This window comes from Spinactinospora alkalitolerans, assembly GCF_013408795.1.
Taxonomy (GTDB): Bacteria; Actinomycetota; Actinomycetes; order Streptosporangiales; family Streptosporangiaceae; genus Spinactinospora; species Spinactinospora alkalitolerans.
Genome location: NZ_JACCCC010000001.1, coordinates 2,594,142 through 2,612,734, shown reverse-complemented (window position 1 = coordinate 2,612,734; position 18,593 = coordinate 2,594,142). Strand labels below are relative to the sequence as shown.

The 18,593-nt window shown below is 71.2% G+C and carries 15 protein-coding genes; 4 read left to right on the top strand and 11 right to left on the bottom strand.

The genetic code is table 11. The annotated features are described in order from the left end of the window. Nucleotides 1-91: 91 nt before the first annotated feature. Both HDA32_RS11525 and HDA32_RS11520 read left to right on the top strand, forming a co-directional pair. Complete coding sequence (locus HDA32_RS11525) at nucleotides 92-1,012, top strand: NAD-dependent epimerase/dehydratase family protein (RefSeq protein ID WP_179643191.1); 921 nt, start codon at nucleotides 92-94, stop codon at nucleotides 1,010-1,012. 200 nt (nucleotides 1,013-1,212) lie between these two features. After that, a complete protein-coding gene (locus HDA32_RS11520) occupies nucleotides 1,213-2,244 on the top strand; it encodes a LacI family DNA-binding transcriptional regulator (protein WP_179643190.1) in 1,032 nt (343 codons plus the stop codon). A 61-nt stretch (nucleotides 2,245-2,305) separates the two neighbouring features. Here the strand turns inward: HDA32_RS11520 and HDA32_RS11515 are convergent, their stop codons facing one another. The 6 genes from HDA32_RS11515 to HDA32_RS11490 form a co-directional block, all read right to left on the bottom strand. Further along, nucleotides 2,306-3,691, bottom strand: a complete 1,386-nt coding sequence (locus tag HDA32_RS11515; protein WP_179643189.1) for a pectate lyase family protein — start codon at nucleotides 3,689-3,691, stop codon at nucleotides 2,306-2,308. Nucleotides 3,692-3,877: 186 nt separating this feature from the next. Continuing rightward, a complete protein-coding gene (locus tag HDA32_RS11510) occupies nucleotides 3,878-4,798 on the bottom strand; it encodes a 5-dehydro-4-deoxyglucarate dehydratase (RefSeq protein ID WP_179643188.1) in 921 nt (306 codons plus the stop codon). 79 nt (nucleotides 4,799-4,877) lie between these two features. Continuing rightward, nucleotides 4,878-5,777, bottom strand: coding sequence for a sugar phosphate isomerase/epimerase family protein (locus HDA32_RS11505; RefSeq protein WP_179643187.1), 900 nt, complete (start codon nucleotides 5,775-5,777; stop codon nucleotides 4,878-4,880). Beyond that, the gene (locus HDA32_RS11500) at nucleotides 5,774-6,943 is read right to left on the bottom strand and encodes a dihydrodipicolinate synthase family protein (protein ID WP_179643186.1); all 1,170 of its coding nucleotides are present in this window, start codon (nucleotides 6,941-6,943) and stop codon (nucleotides 5,774-5,776) included. The genes HDA32_RS11505 and HDA32_RS11500 overlap by 4 nt, the downstream gene beginning before the upstream one ends. Continuing rightward, complete coding sequence (locus tag HDA32_RS11495; RefSeq protein WP_179643185.1) at nucleotides 6,940-8,094, bottom strand: Gfo/Idh/MocA family protein; 1,155 nt, start codon at nucleotides 8,092-8,094, stop codon at nucleotides 6,940-6,942. The genes HDA32_RS11500 and HDA32_RS11495 overlap by 4 nt, the downstream gene beginning before the upstream one ends. Nucleotides 8,095-8,349: 255 nt before the next feature. Then, nucleotides 8,350-8,757, bottom strand: coding sequence for an Rv3235 family protein (locus HDA32_RS11490; protein WP_179643184.1), 408 nt, complete (start codon nucleotides 8,755-8,757; stop codon nucleotides 8,350-8,352). 261 nt (nucleotides 8,758-9,018) lie between these two features. Between HDA32_RS11490 and HDA32_RS11485 the strand changes: the two genes are divergently transcribed. Together HDA32_RS11485 and HDA32_RS11480 are read left to right on the top strand one after the other, a co-directional pair. Then, the gene (locus HDA32_RS11485; protein WP_179643183.1) at nucleotides 9,019-9,825 is read left to right on the top strand and encodes a glycerophosphodiester phosphodiesterase family protein; all 807 of its coding nucleotides are present in this window, start codon (nucleotides 9,019-9,021) and stop codon (nucleotides 9,823-9,825) included. A 101-nt stretch (nucleotides 9,826-9,926) separates the two neighbouring features. After that, nucleotides 9,927-11,321 carry an MFS transporter gene (locus HDA32_RS11480; RefSeq protein ID WP_179643182.1) on the top strand — a complete coding sequence of 465 codons (1,395 nt, stop codon included), beginning with the start codon at nucleotides 9,927-9,929 and terminating at the stop codon, nucleotides 11,319-11,321. A gap of 48 nt (nucleotides 11,322-11,369) precedes the next feature. On the opposite strand, the gene HDA32_RS11475 is transcribed toward HDA32_RS11480, so the two are convergent. The 5 genes from HDA32_RS11475 to HDA32_RS11455 all read right to left on the bottom strand — a co-directional run bounded on the left by HDA32_RS11475 (nucleotide 11,370) and on the right by HDA32_RS11455 (nucleotide 18,516). After that, nucleotides 11,370-12,773, bottom strand: a complete 1,404-nt coding sequence (locus HDA32_RS11475; protein ID WP_179643181.1) for a S28 family serine protease — start codon at nucleotides 12,771-12,773, stop codon at nucleotides 11,370-11,372. 779 nt (nucleotides 12,774-13,552) lie between these two features. Further along, entirely contained in the window at nucleotides 13,553-14,251 is a 699-nt protein-coding gene (locus HDA32_RS11470; RefSeq protein ID WP_179643180.1) for a hypothetical protein, read from the bottom strand. Nucleotides 14,252-14,358: 107 nt separating this feature from the next. Next, on the bottom strand, nucleotides 14,359-16,671 hold the full coding sequence (locus HDA32_RS11465; RefSeq protein WP_179643179.1) for an AAA family ATPase: 2,313 nt from the start codon (nucleotides 16,669-16,671) through the stop codon (nucleotides 14,359-14,361). Nucleotides 16,672-16,835: 164 nt separating this feature from the next. Then, the gene (locus HDA32_RS11460; protein ID WP_246334307.1) at nucleotides 16,836-17,018 is read right to left on the bottom strand and encodes a hypothetical protein; all 183 of its coding nucleotides are present in this window, start codon (nucleotides 17,016-17,018) and stop codon (nucleotides 16,836-16,838) included. A gap of 184 nt (nucleotides 17,019-17,202) precedes the next feature. Further along, nucleotides 17,203-18,516: an MFS transporter gene (locus HDA32_RS11455; RefSeq protein WP_179643178.1), complete on the bottom strand. Its 1,314-nt coding sequence runs from the start codon at nucleotides 18,514-18,516 to the stop codon at nucleotides 17,203-17,205. Between the last annotated feature and the right edge of the window lie 77 nt (nucleotides 18,517-18,593).

Genomic DNA, 18,593 nt, shown 5'->3' with positions numbered 1-18,593 from the left:
TAAGCAACCGTTTTCCACACGGTGGCGTCGATCCCCGCGTCCGAGGGGCGCGGTCCGCGCCGCCCGGAGCGCCCCAGAAGGGAGCACATCCATGCGCGTCCTCGTCACCGGTGGTTCCGGGCGGCTCGGCCGCAGCGTCGTGCGGGTCCTCGCGCTGCGCGGGCACGACGTCGTCTCCGTCGACGTCTCCCCCGGTCCCGGGGCGCCCGAGGGCGTGCGCCACCGCGCGGCCGACCTGCTCGACGGCGCCGCGCGGACCGCGGTCTTCGCCGAGACCCGCCCCGACGCCGTGGTCCACCTGGCCGGCGTCTCCGTGCCCTTCGCCCGCCCCGACACCGAGATCCTCGACATCAACACCCGGCTGGCCTGGGGAGTGCTGGCGCAGGCCGCCGAATCCGGGGCGCGCGTCGCCGCAGCGGCCTCCAGCCCGACCGTCTTCGGCTACGGCGCGCCCGAATGGCGCCCCCGCTACCTGCCGCTGGACGAGGTGCACCCGGTGGCGCCCTGGCACTCCTACGGCCTGTCCAAGGTGATCATCGAGGAGACCGCCCGAGCCCTGGCCCGCACCCACCGGGACTGCGTCTTCGCCTCGGTGCGCCCCAGCTACGTCATCGCCCCCGAGGAGTGGGCCGGCGCGGTCACCCAGCAGGGCCACACCGTCGCCCAGCGCCTGGCCGACCCGGCGCTGGCGGCGCCCTCGCTGTTCAACTACGTCGACGCCCGCGACGCCGCCGAACTGTTCGCACTGGTCATCGAGCGGCCCGAGCGCATCTCCAGCGGCCAGGTGCTGCACGCCAGCGCCGGCGACGCGCTGGCGCTGCGGCCGCTGACCGAGCTGCTGCCGCGCTTCCACCCCGGCACCGAGGAATCCGCCGCCGGCCTCACGGGCTCGGCCCCGGCCTTCGCCACCGGCGCCGCAGAGCGCCACCTGGGCTGGCGGCCGAAGCGGCACTGGCGCACCGAGCTGCGGGGGCGCCCGGACGCGGCGCAGCACCCCGACCCGATCGCCTGACCCCGCGGCCGCGGATCCCGGCGCGCGGCGGTGTCGCGTGCGGTATCGCGCGCGGTGCCGCGCATCACCCGCGGGCGCGCCCCTCGGCGTTCGCCTTGGGAGCGCGGGCGCTTCTATCATCGAGCCGGAAAGTGTTTTCCAGCAGCATCGACGAGGACCGGCCGACCGCGAGGCACCGGCCTCAGTGGGAAAGGTGACCCGTGAGCATCGGATACGTGACTTTGGAGCAGGTCGCCCGGCATGCCGGGGTCTCGCTGGCGACGGCCTCCCGCGTGCTCAACGGCAGCACCCGGCAGGTGAGCGAGAAGCTGCGGGAACGCGTCAACGCCAGCGCGCACGAACTGGGCTACCTCGCCAACGCCTCGGCGCAGACGCTGGCGCGCAACACCAGCACCCTGGTCGGCCTGGTCGTGCACGACATCGCCGACCCCTACTTCTCCAGCATCGCCGCGGGGACGACCCGCTTCGCCGAGGAGCAGGGGCTCATCGTCGTGCTCGGCACGACCGGCCGCGCCCCGCAGCGCGAGACCCAACTGCTGGCGGCGCTGCGCTCGCACCGGGCGCGCGCGGTGGTGCTGGCGGGCAGCCGCACGATCGACGAGGCCAGCACCCGGCGGCTGGCCGAGGAGATCGCGATGTTCACCCGGCAGGGCGGGCGTGTCGCGTGCGTCTCCCAGGAGGGACTGCCCGCCGACACCGTGGTCCCCGACAACCGCGCCGGCGCCACCGCGCTCGCCCGGCACCTGGTCGCCCAGGGGCACCGGCGGTTCGCGATCCTGGCCGGCCCCACCGACCTGCGCACCGCGCGCGACCGGCTGGACGGCTTCCACGCCGCACTGGCCGGCTCCGGGATCGAGCTCGCGCCGCACAACGTCGTGCACGGCGCGTTCACCCGCGACGGCGGTTACGAGTCGACCCGCCGACTGCTCGCCGCCGGAACCGACGCCACCTGCCTGTTCGTCGTCAACGACGTCATGGCCACCGGTGCGATGGCCGCGCTGCGCGACGCCGGGCTGCGGGTGCCGCACGACCTGTCGGTGGCCGGCTTCGACGACATCCCCACCCTGCGCGACCTCACCCCCGCGCTGACGACCGTGCGCCTGCCGCTGGAGTGGATGGGCGAGGAGGCCGCGCGCCTGGCCCTGGAGGACGTGCCGGCCGAGGAGCCGCGCACCGTCTCCGTCGCCGGCGAGGTCGTCCAGCGCGAGAGCACCGCCGCCCCGGCCGGCTGACCGGCCGGGGCGGCGGCGGTCGGGGCGCACAGCAGGCCCCGGCCTCCGGACGGCCGACGGCTCAGAGAATCCGGCCGACGCCGCCGCCGGCCTTGGCGGGGACGCTCTGCGTCGGACCGACGCGCTCGGTGTGCGACGGCTCCCAGCCGACGTCGGAACCGAGGTCGGGGTCGTTGGCCTCGTTGTACTCGGCGAGCAGGTCCACCCGGTCGTGCCGGGAGCGGCCGTTGACCATGGAGCCGGTCTCGTGGATGTCCTCGCCGCGCCAATCGCGGATGACCCGCGACGGGGCGATCCCCTCGGCGATGTCGAAGTAGTTGTTCTCCGCGTAGATCATCGACTCCACGCCCACGCCCCAGGAGTAGGAGTACTCCTTCTCCCCCGGGCCGGCCTCGGGGATGACGTAGTGGTTGTTGTAGACGTGCACCTGGCCGTAACGTACCCGCGGCGCGCGCTGCAGGACGTTGTCGAACCGGTTGTGGTGCAGCGTCACCCGCAGCTTGCCCACGTCGTAGGTCGGCGAGTCGGTGCTGCCGATCAGCATCGTCTTGTCGTGGTCGGCGAAGCGGCTGTGGGAGACGGTCACCAGGTCGGCCCCGTGCGTGATGTCCAGGAGGCCGTCGTGTACCTGGTACTCGCGCCCGAAGTACTCCGGGTTGCCGCTGTCGGGGTTGTCGCCGTCGTCGAACTCGTTGTGGTCGATCCACACGTGCGTGGCGCCCCGGACCGAGACGTTGTCGTACTCGGAGTTCCAGTTGCCGTCGCCGCCGTCGCCCGGATCCCAGCCGGGGAAGCAGTCGGAGGCGTCCTCGAAGGCGAGGTTGCGCAGGATGACGTTGTCGACGTCCTGCACGAGCAGGTGCATGCCGAGGATCCTGGCGTCGTCGCCGAGGCCGATGATGGTGACGTTGGAGCCCGGCCAGACCTGGATCGACTCCTTCTGGTTGTCGACGGAGCGTTCGCGGGCCTCCTCCAGGGGTCCCTCGGGGTCGCGCGCGCCCCAGGCGGCGGGGTCGTAGGCGTCCAGGTAGGCGTCGAGGGAGTACTCGGGGTCGGCGTAGTCGTCGCAGGTGAGCGGGCGGCCCTGCGCGTCGGTGTTGGCGTCGATGGTGCCGTCGACGAAGACGATGGCGGGGGTGTCGTTGCCGCGGTTGTCCATCTCACCGCCGAGGGCCTCGATCAGCCCGGCCTTGTCGTCGACCACGTGCACGTTGTCACTGCTCGCCGCCGAGCCGCCGGTGGTGCCGCCCTCGGCGGCCGCCCAGCCGTCACGCTCGCCCAGCACCTGGCGGGCCACCTTCTCGGCGCGGCGCGGAACGTCGTCGCCCCGGTCGCCGTGGTCGCGGTGGTCGGCGTGGGCCACGCCGGTGCAGGCCGGCAGCAGCAGCCCTGCGGCGGCGGCGATGACGGCTGCTCTTCCCGCTGTTCTTCGCGCTGTTCTTCGCATCGGTTCTCCTTCGTGTCGTACCGCGCGCGTCCCGCACGGTTCGGCGGCCCGTGCGCGGCGGTGGGGGATGGTCGAGGGTCACGGACACGGGAATGAGAAGGCGTCACCTCCGGGGATGCTCGGGTCGGGGCGGTGCGGGGGCGCCGGCCGGCGGCGGCCGGAACACCTCGGCGGTGAGGCCGTCGATCAGCACGGCGCGCCGGAGGCGTCGCGGGCCGCGGCCAGGCCGGCGGCGATGACCGCGTCGAGCTCGGCCTCCTCGGCCCCGGTGGGGTCGACGAAGGGCGGACGCACCCCGCCGACGTCGGCGCCGCGCGAGCGCACCCCGGCCTTGACCAGGGCGACCGCGTAGCCGGGGGTCCGGTCGCGCAGCCGGACCAGCGGCCGGTAGAAGACGTCGAGCAGGGTGTCGGCGAGCGGGTCGCCCTCGCGCACCGCCCGGTAGAAGGCCGTGGCCACCTCGGGGACGAAGGCGAAGGCCGCGGAGGAGTACAGGGGCACGCCGATGGCGGAGTAGGCGCGCACGGTGAGCTCGGCCGTCGGCAGGCCGTTGAAGAAGGTGAAGTCGGCGCCCCGGCGCTCCCGCACCGCCGAGACGATCTGCTGCATCCGGTCCAGGTCGCCCACACCGTCCTTGATCCCGGCCACACCGGGGATCTCGGCGATCGCGACGGCGCTGTCGACGGTGAGGACCATGCTGCCGCGCTGGTAGGCGATGATCGGGACGGGCACGGCCTCGGCCACCGCCCGCACGTAGTCGACCAGGCCGCGCTGAGGCGCGCCGACCAGGTAGGGCGGCAGCAGCAGGACGCCGTCGGCGCCCAGGTCGCGGGCCGTGGCGGCCTGCTCGATCGCGGTGCGCACGCTGCCGCCGGCGCCCGCGACCACCGGCACCCGGCCCGCCGCGGCGGTGACCGCCGCGTGCACCACCCGCGCGTGCTCGTCGGTCGACAGCGCGTGGACCTCGCCGGTACCGCAGGCGGCGAAGACCCCGCCCGGCCGGTGCCGCAGTCCGGTGAGCAGATGGTGCTCCAGCGCCGCCTCGTTCAGGGTTCCGGCGGCGTCGAACGGGGTGACCGGAAAGAACAGGATTCCGTTGAACTCCACCTGTGCCTCCTCCTTGCAGTGGGTCCCGGGGACGGGGTGACAGCCCGGGCGGTGCGGGGCGCCGCCCGGCCCGCCCTTTTCAGACGACGTGCTGGACGTGCCGGCGCGCCACGGTGGCGGCGACCTCGTCGCCGTCGGCGGCCCAGATGTCGGCGTTGAAGATCTCGACCTCGATGTCGCCGGCGTATCCGGCCGCGTCGACGCGTTCGCGCAGGGCCCGCACGTCGATGTGGCCGTCGCCGACCATGCCGCGCCCGAGCAGGGCGTCGGCCGGCAGCGGAAGCACCCAGTCGCATGCCTGGAAGGAGACGATGCGCGGCCCGGCCCGCCGGATCTGCTCGGTCACCTGCGGGTCCCACCACACGTGGTAGGCGTCGACCACCACGCCGACGGTCTCGGCGGGCAGGGCCTCGGCGACGTCGAGCGCCTGGCCCAGCGTCGACAGCACGGCCCGGTCGGCGCAGAACATCGGGTGCAGCGGCTCCAGGCCGAGGCGGACGCCGCGTTCGGCTGCGTGGGGGGCGAGTTCGGCGAGGGCCTCGGTGACGCGTCCGCGCGCCCCCGCCAGGTCGCGGCTGCCGCCGGGGAGCCCGCCGACCACCATGACCAGGCAGGCCGCCCCCAGTTCGGCGGCCTCGTCGATCGCCCTGCGGTTGTCGTCGACCGCGGCCGCGCGGTCGGCGCCGGTCAGGAAGCCGCCGCGGCAGTAGGAGGAGACCCGCAGCCCCGAGTCGCGGACGAGCCGCGCGGCGGCGGCGAGCCCGGTCTCGGCCACGGGCTCGCGCCACAGGCCCACCGCGGGGATCCCGGCGCGCAGGCAGCCCTGCACCGTCTCGCGCAGGCTCCAGCGCTTGACGGTGGCCTGGTTGAGACCCAGCCGCGCCAGCCGCGGGTCGCCGGGCCCCGGGGTGGCCACCGCCGCCGGGGTCCCGGACGGCACGTCGAGGGGGGCGGTCGTGCTCGCGGGGTTCGCCGTCACCGCTCCACCCCCGCCACAGCGAGCAGGCGGCGCATGCGCGCCACCGCCGTCTCGGGGTCGGTGAGCACCCCGGCGGCGTCGGCGAGCCGGAACGCCTGGGCCAGGTGCGGCAGCGAGCGAGCGCTCTGCAGGCCCGAGACCATGGCGAATCCGGGCTGGTGGCCGTTGAGCCAGGCGAGGAAGGCGATGCCGGTCTTGTAGTAGTAGGTCGGCCGGGCGAACAGGTGCCGGGCCAGCGGGACGGTGGGCTCCAACAGCGCGTCGTAGGCCGCGGTGTCGCCCTCGTCGAGGGCGTGCAGCGCGGCCGAGGCCGCCGGCGCGATCGCGGCGAACACGCCGAGCAGCGCGTGGGAGTGCCGGGCGCCGTCGCCCTTGATCAGCGCGGGGTAGTTGAAGTCGTCGCCGGTGTAGAGCCGGACCCCGTCGGGCAGCAGCCCGCGCAACCGGACCTCCAGGGCCTCGTCCAGCAACGAGACCTTGATGCCGTCGATGCGCGCCGCGTGCTCGCGGATCAGCTCGGCGACGACCGGCACGGCGTCGGCGGGCTCGGTGTGCCCCCAGTACCCGGCCAGCGCCGGGTCGAAGGCGGTGCCGAGCCAGTGCAGGACCACCGGCCCGCGCACCTGCTCCAGCAGCCGCCCGTAGACCTTGGCGTAGTCCTGGGGCCCCTGGGCGATCGCGGCGAGGTGCCGGCTGGCCATGAGCACCGGGGTGGCCCCGGCCCCCTCCACGACCTCCAGTTGGTCGGCGTAGCCGGCCACGACGGAGTCCAGGTCGCGGGCGTCGGCGCCCAGGTGGTCGGTCCCGGTCCCGCACACCAGCGCGGCGCCCCGGGAGGCGGCCTCGGCGGCCGAGCGGCGGATCAGCTCGGCGGTGGCCGGCCAGTCCAACCCCATGCCGCGCTGGGCGGTGTCCATGGCGTCGGCGACGCCCATGCCGAGGTCCCACAGGTGGTGGCGGAAGGCCAGCGTGGCCTCCCAGTCGATCCGGGCCGGGGCGCCCGGGGCGTTGTCGGCCAGGGGGTCGGCCACGACGTGGGCCGCGGCGTAGGCGGTGCGCGAGCGCGGGGCCCCGGCCGAGCGTGGCAGCCTGGCCTCGGCCGAGAGCGGGACGTAGGGGGCCAGGCCGCCGTCGGCGTCGGGAAGGTGCAGGATGCGGCCGGTCATGACAGCGACACCTCCTCCAGTTCCACCCGGCGCCCCGTGCGCGAGGAGTGCAGGCCCGCCTCGGCCATCTGCAGGCCGCGGGCGCCGGAGAGCAGGTCGTGCGGGAAGGGCTCGTCGGCCACCACGTGCCGCAGGAACAGCTCCCACTGGGCCTTGAAGCCGTTGCCGAACTCGGCGTTGTCGGGCACCTCCTGCCATTGGGCGCGGTAGCGCTCGCCGGTGGGCAGGTCGGGGTTCCAGGTGGGCTTGGGCGTCATCGCGCGGTGCTGGACCCGGCAGTTCCACAAACCGGCCACCGCGCTGCCCTGGGTGCCGTCGACCTGGAACTCCACCAGTTCGTCGCGGTTGACCCGGGTGGTCCAGGAGGAGTTGATCTGGGCCACGACGCCGCCGTCCAGCTCGAAGACGGCGTAGGCCGCGTCGTCGGCGGTCGCGGCGTAGGGGTGCCCGGCCTCGTCGACGCGTTCGGGGATGTGGGTGACGGCCCGTGCGGTGACCGCACGCACCGGGGCGAACAGGTGCTCCAGGACGTAGTGCCAGTGCGGGAACATGTCCAGCACGATCCCGCCGCCGTCCTCGGTCCGGTAGTTCCAGCTAGGGCGCTGCGCCTCCTGCCAGTCCCCCTCGAACACCCAGTAGCCGAACTCGCCGCGCACCGACAGGATCCGGCCGAAGAAGCCGGCGTCGACGAGCCGCCGCAGCTTGAGCAGTCCGGGCAGGAACAGCTTGTCCTGCACCACCCCGTTCTTCACCCCCGCCGCGCGCGCCAGTTTGGCCAGCTCCAGCGCTGCGGCCAGGGTGTTGGCCGTGGGCTTCTCGGTGTAGACGTGCTTGCCCGCGGCGATCGCCGCGCGCACGGCCTCCTCGCGCGCGCTGGTGATCTGGGCGTCGAAGTACACCGAGATCCCGTCGTCGGAGAGCACCGAGTCCAGGTCCGTCGTCCAGCGTTCGATGCCGTGCCGCGAGGCGATCTCACGCAGCTTGCGCTCGGACCGGCCCACCAGGACCGGCTCGGGGACGACCCGCGAACCGTCCGGCAGCACGACCCCGCCGGCCTCCCGGATGGCGAGGACCGACCGCGTCAGATGCTGGCGGTACCCCATCCGGCCGGTCACGCCGTTCATGGCGATGCCCAGCACGTGATCACCCATATGTCCTACCTCTCTACAAGAAAGCGCTTTCCAACGTACTTCAATCACCCGCCGGACGCCAGTGCCGGTTTTCCGCACGGCGGACGCCGATCACCGTGATCGGGGCCTGGCGCGCGACATGCGGCCTTGTGTCGACCGCCCACCGGGATCCGGACCGCGCACTCTTCTATGAAAGCGCTTACCTTAGCGTACGCTCCGGGAAGGGCGGAGGTCCGGGCGGGGCACCGGCGGCCCGGCCGGTGCCCCGCGGCGGCGTCACATCGGGTGCCCGACATCGGTCTCGACGTGGGTGCACAGCCAGGCGTGCCGCACGGAGTCCACCCGCAGCGCCAGGGCCCGGTGGCGAGGACCGCAGTCGACCACACCGCTGACCTCGGTGACACCCGGCGCGGGGCAGTGCAGGTGCGCCGCGCGCAGCCGGGGCCGCCTGGCGCAGCGGTAGGCGCCGGCGCGGCGCCGCAGGGTCTGGTAGGCGCGTTCGGACATGTGTGCGCGCAGGTGGGAAGGATCGCGCTGACCGGCGAGGACTTCGGCGACGAACTGGACGAGCTGCGACAGCTCATCGGCGCGGCGGTGGCGGACGGGGCGTGCCCGTCCCGCGAGCGCGGCACGGGGGCGGACGGCGGTCCAGGAGTGGCGCGGCCGGTGACCATGGGGGGACATCCGAACTTCCTTTCCGCACGAGGAAGCGGGCCGGCGGGGCGCTCGAGCGGGTGCGCGCCCCGCCGGCCCTGCGGCGGGACCGGTCGGACCCGCCACAGAACTAAGAGACGCGGAGGGCGCCCGGATGCCACCTGGAATGCCGGGTTCCTGTCGCCGCGCACCGGCCGTCCGCGACGCGGCCGCTCACCGGAGTCGCCGGCGCCGTGAAATCCGCGACCCGGCGTATCCGGGTTGTTATCCCGACATCGGCATACTGCTCAGGTGATCTGCGAGTATCTTTCCGGCCCCTCCCCCATCGGGCTCGCGCACCGGGGCGGGTGGCTGGTCGACGACTCCGGCCGGGTGCGGACCGAGCTGGAGAACACCGCCCTGGCCTTCCAGCACGCCATCGACCTGGGCTACCGCTACCTGGAGACCGACGTGCACGCCACCGCCGACGGGGTGGCGCTGGCCTTCCACGACGCCACGCTGGACCGCGCGACCGACCGCGGGGGCGCGATCGAGCGGCTGCCCTACTCCGAGGTGAAGCGGGCCAGGGTGGGCGGCAGCGAGCCGGTCCCGGTGTTGGAGGAGCTGCTCGGCTCCTGGCCCGAGGCCCGGTTCAACATCGACGTCAAGGCCGACGCCGCGGTCGAGCCGCTGGCCGAGGCGCTGCGCCGCACCAACGCCTGGAACCGGGTGTGCGTGGGCTCCTTCGACCAGCGCCGGCTGGACCGGGCTCGGCGCGCCTTCGGCCGGCGGGTGAGCACGTCGTGCGGGCCGGTGGACGTCGCGCGGCTGCGCTTCTCCTGCTTCACGCCCGTGCTGTCCTGGCTCGCCCGGCGCGGCGTCGACTGCGTCCAGATCCCGCTGCGCCGGCGGAACTTCCCGATCCTCAGCCGGGACCTCATCGCCACGGCGCACCGTCTGGAGATGCAGGTGCACGTGTGGACGATCAACGATCCGGCGCTGATGCGGCGGCTGCTCGACGCGGGCGTGGACGGCATCGTCAGCGACAACACCGTGGAGCTGCGCCGGGTCCTCGCCGAACGCGGCGCCTGGCACAATACCGGGCGCAGCACCGTCTGACGCACCGGACCACCGGTGCGCCGGGCGCGTGCGTCCGGAGATCCCGGTGAAAGCCGCCCGCTCCCCGGGTCCGGGGACGCCCACCCAGGACAGGAAGCCCCATGTCGACTCCCCCCACGGCGCCCCCGGAATCCGGCGGCGCCCCCGCGGCCGGCCCGTCCGAGCGCCGCCGGCAGCAGCGCGCCTGGTACGTCTACGACTGGGCGAACTCGGTCTTCCCCACCACGGTCATCACGGTCTTCCTCGGGCCCTACCTGACCACGGTGGCGCAGGCCGCGGCCGACGAGGCGGGCACCGAGCGGCTCGGCGTCCTCGGCTGGACGATGGACCCGACCGCGCTCTACCCCTACGCCACCTCGCTGTCGGTGCTGCTGCAGTTGGTGCTGCTGCCGGCGGTCGGGGCGATCGCCGACCACACCGGCCGCAAGCGCGAGATGATGGGCGCGCTGGCCTACCTCGGCGCGTTCGCGACCATGGGGCTGTACTTCGTCGAGGGCACGGACTACCTGCTGGGAGCGGGGCTGTTCGTGCTCGCCAACGTCGCCTTCGGCGCCTCGGTGGTGGTCTACAACTCCTTCCTGCCCGACATCTCCACCCCGGCCGAGCGCGACGCGGTGTCCTCGCGCGGCTGGGCCGCGGGGTACCTGGGCGGCGCGCTGCTGCTCACCCTCAACCTGGTGCTCTACCTCTCCCACGAGAGCTTCGGCGTGCAGGAGGGGCACGCGGTGCGCATCTGCATGGTCTCGGCCGGGGTGTGGTGGGCGCTGTTCACCCTGGTTCCGCTGGCGCGGCTGCGCAACCGCCGGCGCGGGGCGTCCGGCGCCCCGGCGGCCTCGGGCGGGCGGATGGTCCTGGGCAGCTTCGGGCAGCTGTGGCGCACCGTGAAGGGGCTGACCGCCCACCCCAGGACGCTGGTGTTCCTGGTCGCCTACGTCTTCTTCAACGACGGGATCCAGACGGTGATCGCCTTCGCCGCGACCTTCGCCGACCAGGCGCTGGAGCTCGGCCAGGAGGTGCAGATCGGCACGATCCTCATGGTGCAGTTCGTGGCGTTCGGCGGCGCGCTGCTGCTGGGCGCGGTCGCCCGGCGGTTGGGCACCAAGCGGACCATCCTGGGCAGCCTCGTGGTGTGGGTGGCCGTGGTGTCGGTCGCGCCGCTGCTGCAGACCGGCTCGGCGGTGCAGTTCTTCGTCCTCGGCTTCTTCATCGCGATCGTGCTGGGCGGCACCCAGGCGCTGTCGCGTTCGCTGTTCTCCCACCTCATCCCGCGCGGCAAGGAGGCGGAGTACTTCGGCCTGTACGAGATCAGCGACAAGGGCTCGGCGTTCCTCGGCGCGCTGACCATCGGCGTGGCCCTGGACGCCACTGGCGGCGACTACCGGCTGGCGATCCTGTCGTTGACCGCGTTCTTCGTGATCGGCTTCGTCGTGCTGCTGGCGATCAACATTCCGGCGGGGATCCGCGCGGCGGGCAACGAGGTGCCCGAGCACATCTGAGCGGTCGGGGCCCGGTGCGCGTGCACCGGGCCCCGACCGCCGCGTGCCCTACAGCGGGCGGCGCCGCTCCTGCTCGGCGTCGTCCAGCTCGGGAACGCGGTCGTCGCCCTTGGTCCGCACCTCGTCGTCCACGCCGGCCCAGCTCAGCAGCGCCGCGGTCGCCTCGGCCCGGTCCTGCTCGGCCAGCGCCGCGATGTTCGCGCCGTGGTTGGCCCCTGGGGCGACGAAGCGCATCGCGTCGCGGCGGTCGCCGTTGCGGTTGATCCGGAACGGCTCGGCGCCCCACGGATCGTACTCGCCGTCGACGAAGAGCAGTTCGGTGCCGCGCGTGCGCACCCACCGGTCGACGTCGATCATCGCGCGCCGGTCGAACCGCGGCAGGTCCATGTCGTCGGGCAGGTAGGTGGCCGCCTCGAACTGGCCGGGGTGGTTCAGCAGGTCCTCGACGTGGTCGGTGGGCACGCTCGGCGTCCCCAACTGGGTGGCGGCCTGGTAGTAGTACGGGATGTAGGGCTCGATGCCCTGGTCGGTGTAGAACCCGAACCCGGCCACGTCGTCGAGGAAGGCGGCGATGTCGCCGGTGCTCGCCTCGGTGCCGGGGACCTCGGCGCAGCGTTCGGTCGGCTGGTACTGCCAGAAGGCCCAGGCGGTGTCGAGCACGAGCATCTCGAAGGCCGCGTCGGCGCTGCCGATGCCGTTGTCGAACGTCCAGCCGTTGGCGGCCGCGAGGTCCTCGTAGTGGGCGACCAGTTCGCCCCTGCGCTCCAGCGCCTCCCGCTGCAGCGCCTCCAGGTCCTGCTGGCAGCTCGGGTCGTCGCCGACGGTGTCGAAGAACTCCAGGTAGGCACGGTCCTGGTGGTCGCGGACGTCGTTGGGGGCGACGTAGGCCACCGTGCCGTCGACGTCGTCGGGGTAGAAGCGGCGGTGGTAGACCGACGTCATCCCGCCCTTGGAGGCGCCGGTGGAGATCCACTCCCCGGTGTAGACGTCGTTGATCGCCTCGACGATGCGGTGGTGGTCGGCCGCGGCCTGCCGGATGTTCAGGTCGTCCCAGTCGGCGGGATCGGGGCGGGAGGGGCTGAAGAACCGCTGCTCGGTGGAGATCTGGTTGCCGTCGACGAGCCGGGTGGGCTCCGACCTGAACGGCGTGGTGGAGACGCCGTAGCCGCTGGTGTGCAGCACGGTGGGCCGGTCCAGGCCCCGGTGCAGCAGGGTCAGCCGCTGCTCGAACACGCCCTCGCCCGGCCGGGCGTGGTCGGCGGGCTGCTCGTAGCTGAGGACGAAGTAGCGGAAGCCCTCCGCCGTGGGTTTCTCCTCGACGACGGTGAGGCCGGGGACGTCCTCCAGCCGGTCCGCGATGTCGCCGCCCCGCTCCTGCGCGACGGCCGGCACACCCGTGAGCACCAGCGCCGACGCCGCCAGGAGCGACAACGAGGCCGAACGCAAGGACAAGAACGCCGAAGAACGATATCGCCTGGCCACCCGCATACCTCCAGTAAGCGCACGAACACGGAGAACATGACTGCGCACCGACATTAAGGCCTCACGCGGCGAAAGAGAACCCCTAGGACGTCCGAACAGATTCTCCGCCGACCCGCGTAGCCGCACATCCTCCAGGACCGCCACCGGCGACGCGGGCCCGGTCGGCGAGCCCGGTTCGCACCTCGTCCAAGGCCCGCGTCGGCCCGTGACCCGAACGGCGACCGGCCCAACGTCTCCCAGGTGCAGCGCCAAGCCTGGGAATGGGCCTGCGAACACCGGGCCCCTGACGCGCCCTACCCAGCGGCAAGGAAACCGCCGCCCACTTCAATCGCCGTGAACGCTGGGGAAGACTCGTCAAACAACGAGGCGAGCAAGGCCGCTTTACCGCTGTTTGAATACGCGAAGTGACGGATTGGACCCCGAACTCTCCACTTTGACTTTCATAGGACTCACCTTTACGGCGTAGATCAACGATTAAGATGGAAAGACACTCAAGAGTTTGAGTAGGGATGACTCGCCACTTTCATCACTTCTCCACGGTTCCCCATCCCGCTGCCTCCTGACCGATCGGCCGCTCTGAAGCGCTCCGGGACGACCACCCCAGGAGCCATCTCATTACTCTCCGTTTTTAATCGGGCGTTCCGAGCAACGGGTGGGCGCCGAGGTCTCGCCGGTCCAGGCCGGTGCTACCCGACCACGCGGCCACCCGCTCCGCTGCGGTGCAGGACGCATGAGGAGAAGCGAAGGGGCTACTCCATCACCAGTGTTCCGCCCAGGACCTCCTGCGCCGCCTCCAGGAAGCCTCCATCGGCGCTGTTGAGCGTCCAGTCCGGCCCCGTCAGCAGGTGCACCTCGCCTCCCAGCGCACGGTGGGTCTCCATCTGGACGTCCACGTCATCGGCGGAGGCATAGGTGCTCACCACGACCTCCTCGCCGCTCTCGAGGTAGCAGCTTCCCCGGGTCTCGGCTCCGACCGCGCCCTCGACCGGCTCATAACCGGTGCAGGAGATGTCCGCCTCTCCCAACTCCGAGATCAGCTCCTGCGCTCCGTCATGGCTCACCGCCTCCTCCGAAGCCCCGGCCGAGGACACCTCCATGCTCCCCGCGTTCTCGACGCACCAGTCACGCATCCTGGCGGTGGACTCGTCGATGTCCTCGCCCTCCGGCGAGTCCAGGACGATGCCCTTCAGCTCTTCCACCGAGGATTCCAGTGCGAGCGTCTTGGCCTCGATCTCAGCGGTCGCGGCGTCGATCTCGTCCCACGAGTCGCCGCTGTTGCGCAGCTCGATCGCCTCGTCCAGCTTCCCGCACGCCCCCTCGGCAGCGGTGTCCAGAACGATGTCAGAAGGCGGGCTGGAGCTGGGCGGAGCAGCCTCGTTCGGAGCCTGTTCGAAGGCACAGGCCGTGAGGGCGAGCAATGCCGCCAGAGCGGCCGCGGTCTTCTTCATGGTGAGTCCTTCGGTGGTGGTGCGACGGCTCGGGGCGGTGGTGCACCGCTCGCGGGGCACTTCCCGGGCCTTGGTGATCCGGGGCCGGAGTCGGAATGGCGGCGCGCTCAGAGGCCGCGGAGTCGGTCGCACTCGTCGGCCAGCCCGAGTGCTCTGCACATCTGGACGTAGTGCTCGGGGTCGGCCTCGTGCATAAGCGCGAAGACGTCGGTGATGACCGTGGTCGCCTCGGCGTTGGCCACCGGGCGGAAACCTCCGCCCGGCCGATTGTGGGATTTCCCGTGCAGAAACCGCACCAGCCGTGTGCGTCGCTGGGAGTCCGCCGACAGCTTCTCCGCCAGGTTGGTGAAGTTCGGGGCCTGCATCGGAAACTTGAAGCCGAGGAACTGCTCCAGCAGTTTTCGGGCGTCGTTGGGAACGGAGGTGGCGATCCTGATGTCGGCGTCGATGGATTTCCCCGTTCGAGCCTCCAGCAGGCCCAGTGCGGCTCGCCGGAAGAGGTGGAAGTACTCGGATTCGAGGATCTTGGCCTGAGGGCCCTCCAGATCATCGGAGACCAGGACGGGCCTGCGGGCGGCCGTGGCGCCGACTCTGTCCTGCTCGACCGATTTCATCCAGTGCAGAGTGGCGTTCTCCCGACGCTTCTCAGGGGTCTTGCCCCGCTTCAGGTCCTTGGCCCAATGACGCAGGAACTCATAGCTGTGGGTCAACACGATCAGCTGCCGGCAGTGAACTCCCGGATCCAGCCGCGTCTGGAGCTCCGAGTACACGCCGAACATCAACCGCTCGTCCAGGCTGGACACGGGGTCGTCGACGACCACGACGGTGTTCTTCAGCGCGCGCCCCTGCTCTTCAAGGCTCTGCAGGAAGTACAGCAGTGCGATCGCCGTCTTCTCCCCCTCGCTCAGGTTGCGGGCGGGCTCCCCCGCTCGCAACACCTGATAGCGCTGGTCCCGGTAGTCGAAGACCAGTTCACGGTGACCCAGGAGACTGGAGATGTCATCGTTCAAGCGCTGCAGGAAGTGATAGGGATCGAGTTCTTCCTGGTGGGTTTCGCGCAGCACCGCGCGGCAGCGCTCCAGTTCGGCCTCCATCCCGCGCACCCGCTCATCGAGCTCCTCGATCGTGGAATCGTGCTCCCGCTTCTGTGCGGCGATCGGATGGAGCATCCGGTGGAACTCGCGCGCCGCGGCCGCGGCGCGGTCGGCGAGGAAGGTGTCGGTGCGCCGATTGTGCTCGGCGATGACTTCATCCAGTCCGACCGGCTCAAGGGTCGGTGTCCCCACGGCCTCAGGGGGCCGCTGGGCGGAGAAGGGCGCCGCCTTCTTGCTCTCAAGGGCCTGGACCTGGCTCTCCAGGCATAGCAGGAAGTCCTCACGGTTCTTTTCGAAGTGCTTGGTCTCGCGTTCGTACCGTTGCCGGAGGTCGGTGTGCAGCAGCTGCGCGGCCGGGATCCGCTGCGACATGGCCTGGGCCTGCGCCTGGAGGACGCTGACCTCCTCCTGCAGGGTGCTGATCGCTTGCTGGAGTCGGGTGTACCCCTCGTCGAAGTGCTCGTCGAGGCGCACCAGGCGTTCCGGCGTCATCTCTGATCCGCACAGCAGGCACTCAGCGCGGTCGCGGTGCAGTTCGACCCCGTGCTGGACCCAGTCGGCCCAGGCCCGGTTGTCGCGCAACTCGGCGATCATGTTCGAGGTCGCGGTGCGGGCCAGTACCTCGACCACCCCGGTACGCAGTGTCGCAGCCGAGATCGGTCCGATCCCCAGCGGAGTCAGCTTTTCCCGTGGGGCTCCGTCGATCAGGTGGCGGTCCTCGGTCTCCGTCGCCGCGAGCTCGTCCAATGGGATGAGTCCGCCTTTCAGGGCGGCCCACACCTTGCGCCGGTCGAAACCGCGGTTGAATCCGGGGGCGGCGCCGGCCAGCGCCGTACCCACGTCGCGGGCCTTGTCCGTGCCGAGACGGTCACGGAGCCTGATCTCACGAGTGTGCTGTCCGCGCACGTCATCCAGCTCGCTGGTGAGCTCCCGGATGCGCTTCTCGGCCGCCTCGTGCCGCTCTTGACGCTCGATGCTGCGCTCACCCAGATACATCAGCGCGGGCGCGCCGTCGCCGTCTTCGACGTCGAACCTGATGTTGGCGCGCACATATTCGGCGCTGAACACCCGCACGTCGTCCCAGAACGGATCGCCCGCCGATCCGATGGTCGCGTGGGTGCCGTCGGAACGCTCCACCGTGATCTTCATGCCGTGGCGCCACTGGGGGTCCTGCGGCACCCCCGTGAGCAGAGCCGCGAGCGTGCTCTTCCCGGTGCCGTTGGGAGCATAGATCAGGTTGAGCCTCTGGAAGTCGATGGCGCCGGATTCAGACCTCCATCCCTGGAAACAGCGGAAGTCTTTGACATGGGTGAGTCGCCTGATCAATGGAATCCTCTGGGGAAGGAGTGCCGTCTCGTATTCGCACAGCGACGCTCCCACGAGGCATCTCCGCCGCTCATCCCCGAAATAGCGGAAATCACCCAATGGCCCCCTTGGCACCTCTACTCCAGGGCGATTTCATTGCCTGACGTGATCGGTGTCGCTGCTGGTCATGCGATCCCGAGAGGGTCGAGTGGGCGAGGGAAGCAGTCGTAGCCCACCCACCGGTAGGCCGCGGGGATGCTCGCGAACCCGAGCCCGGCCAGCAGGCCGATCGCGAGGTCGCGCAGCAGCGCCATGTTCTGCGGAGCGCGGCCGGTGCGCACCCGCGAGGCGTCCTCGCCGAAGCTCACGTCCCGGACTGGAATCACCTCACTGAGAAACGTCAGTGCAGGGTTTCCGCGGAGAACAGTGTGGGGAACACCCGCATAGACGAGAAGGGAATATCTCAATACCAACGGGATTGAACAGTGCTGGGATCAGGCCGACCCTCCTCTCGGTGGGTCGGGCCTCGATCGGACATGATGGGGACAGCGCTCAGCCTTCCGGCAGCAGACTCCCCTTCGTCTCCTTTAAGGACCAGGCAGCCGCTAGCGTGATGACGGCGCAGGTCATGAGGAAGTACGCCGGTGCGAGCGGGTCACCGGTCCAGTCGATGAGCGCGACCGCAATGTAGGGAGCGGTCCCTCCGACGACCATGCTCGCCAGGTTGAGCCCCAGCGCGATGCCGCTGTATCGAATCCGGCTGATGAACAACTCGGTGAAGGCGGTGAAGGCCACCGCGGTCAAGGCCGCCGTCATGACCCCCATGAACACGTGTGCGGTGTAGGGGAGGACGCCCCCCGACCCCAGCATCAGAAAGAGGGGGTAGGACAGCACGAGGAAGCCGATGGAGGCGCCGACCAAGATGGGACGGCGTCCGATTTTGTCGGCCAGCAGCCCGAAGACCGGCATGACCGCGCACGAGACGGCCAAGACAATGCTCGTCGACCAGAATGCCTCGCCCGGGGAGTAGCCCTCCTGGGTCTGCATGTGGGTGGTGAGGTAGACGTAGGAGATGTAGTAGGTGGCGAAGGTCAGGGCCGACAGTCCGAAGGTCTTGAGCAGGGGGACCTTGTGCTGGGTGAGGACCTCCAGTAGCGGCGCTTCGGGCACCTCGCCCTTCCCCTTGATCCTGTTGAACTGCGGGGAGTCCTCAAGTCTGGTCCGGATGTAGATGCCGACGACTCCGAGGGGCAGCGCCGCCAGGAAGGGGATGCGCCAGCCCCACGCCATCATCTGGTCCGTGGTCAGCACCGCGGTGAGCAGCGAGATCGTCAGTGATGCGAGCAGCGCGCCGATGTAGGCGCCGAACTGGGTGAAGCTGCACATCAGGCCGCGTCGGTCGGGCGGGGCGGTCTCGGCGAGGTAGGAGCCCGCGCCGGGCAATTCGCCGCCCGCGGCGATTCCCTGCGCACACCGGGCCAGCACGAGCAGAGCGGTCGCACCGGTGCCGATCGCGGCGTAGGTCGGCAGCACACCGACCATGAAGCTGGCCAGCGCCATCATGGTTACGGTGGCTGCGAGCGTCTTCCTGCGGCCGATCCGGTCACCGAGGTGACCGAAGACGATCCCGCCCACCGGGCGCAGGACGAATGCGGCGGCGAAGGTCGCGAACGTCGCCAGGAGCGCGGCTGTCGGGTCCTCACTGTGGAAGAACAGGACCGCCAGGATCGTGGCCAGGTAACCGTAGACGCTGAAGTCGAAATATTCGACCGCGGTGCCGATCGTCGAGGCGTAGACGACACGCCGGTCGATTCGGGTGTTGGCCGGTGCTCCGGTCGGCTCGGGGGTGGCTGTCGTTTCGCTCATGCGGGCTCCAAAGGAGTTGGAGGATGCGCTGAAGATGGAATGAGCGGAGGGGCGGCCTTCCGCCCGCCGCGTCGCGG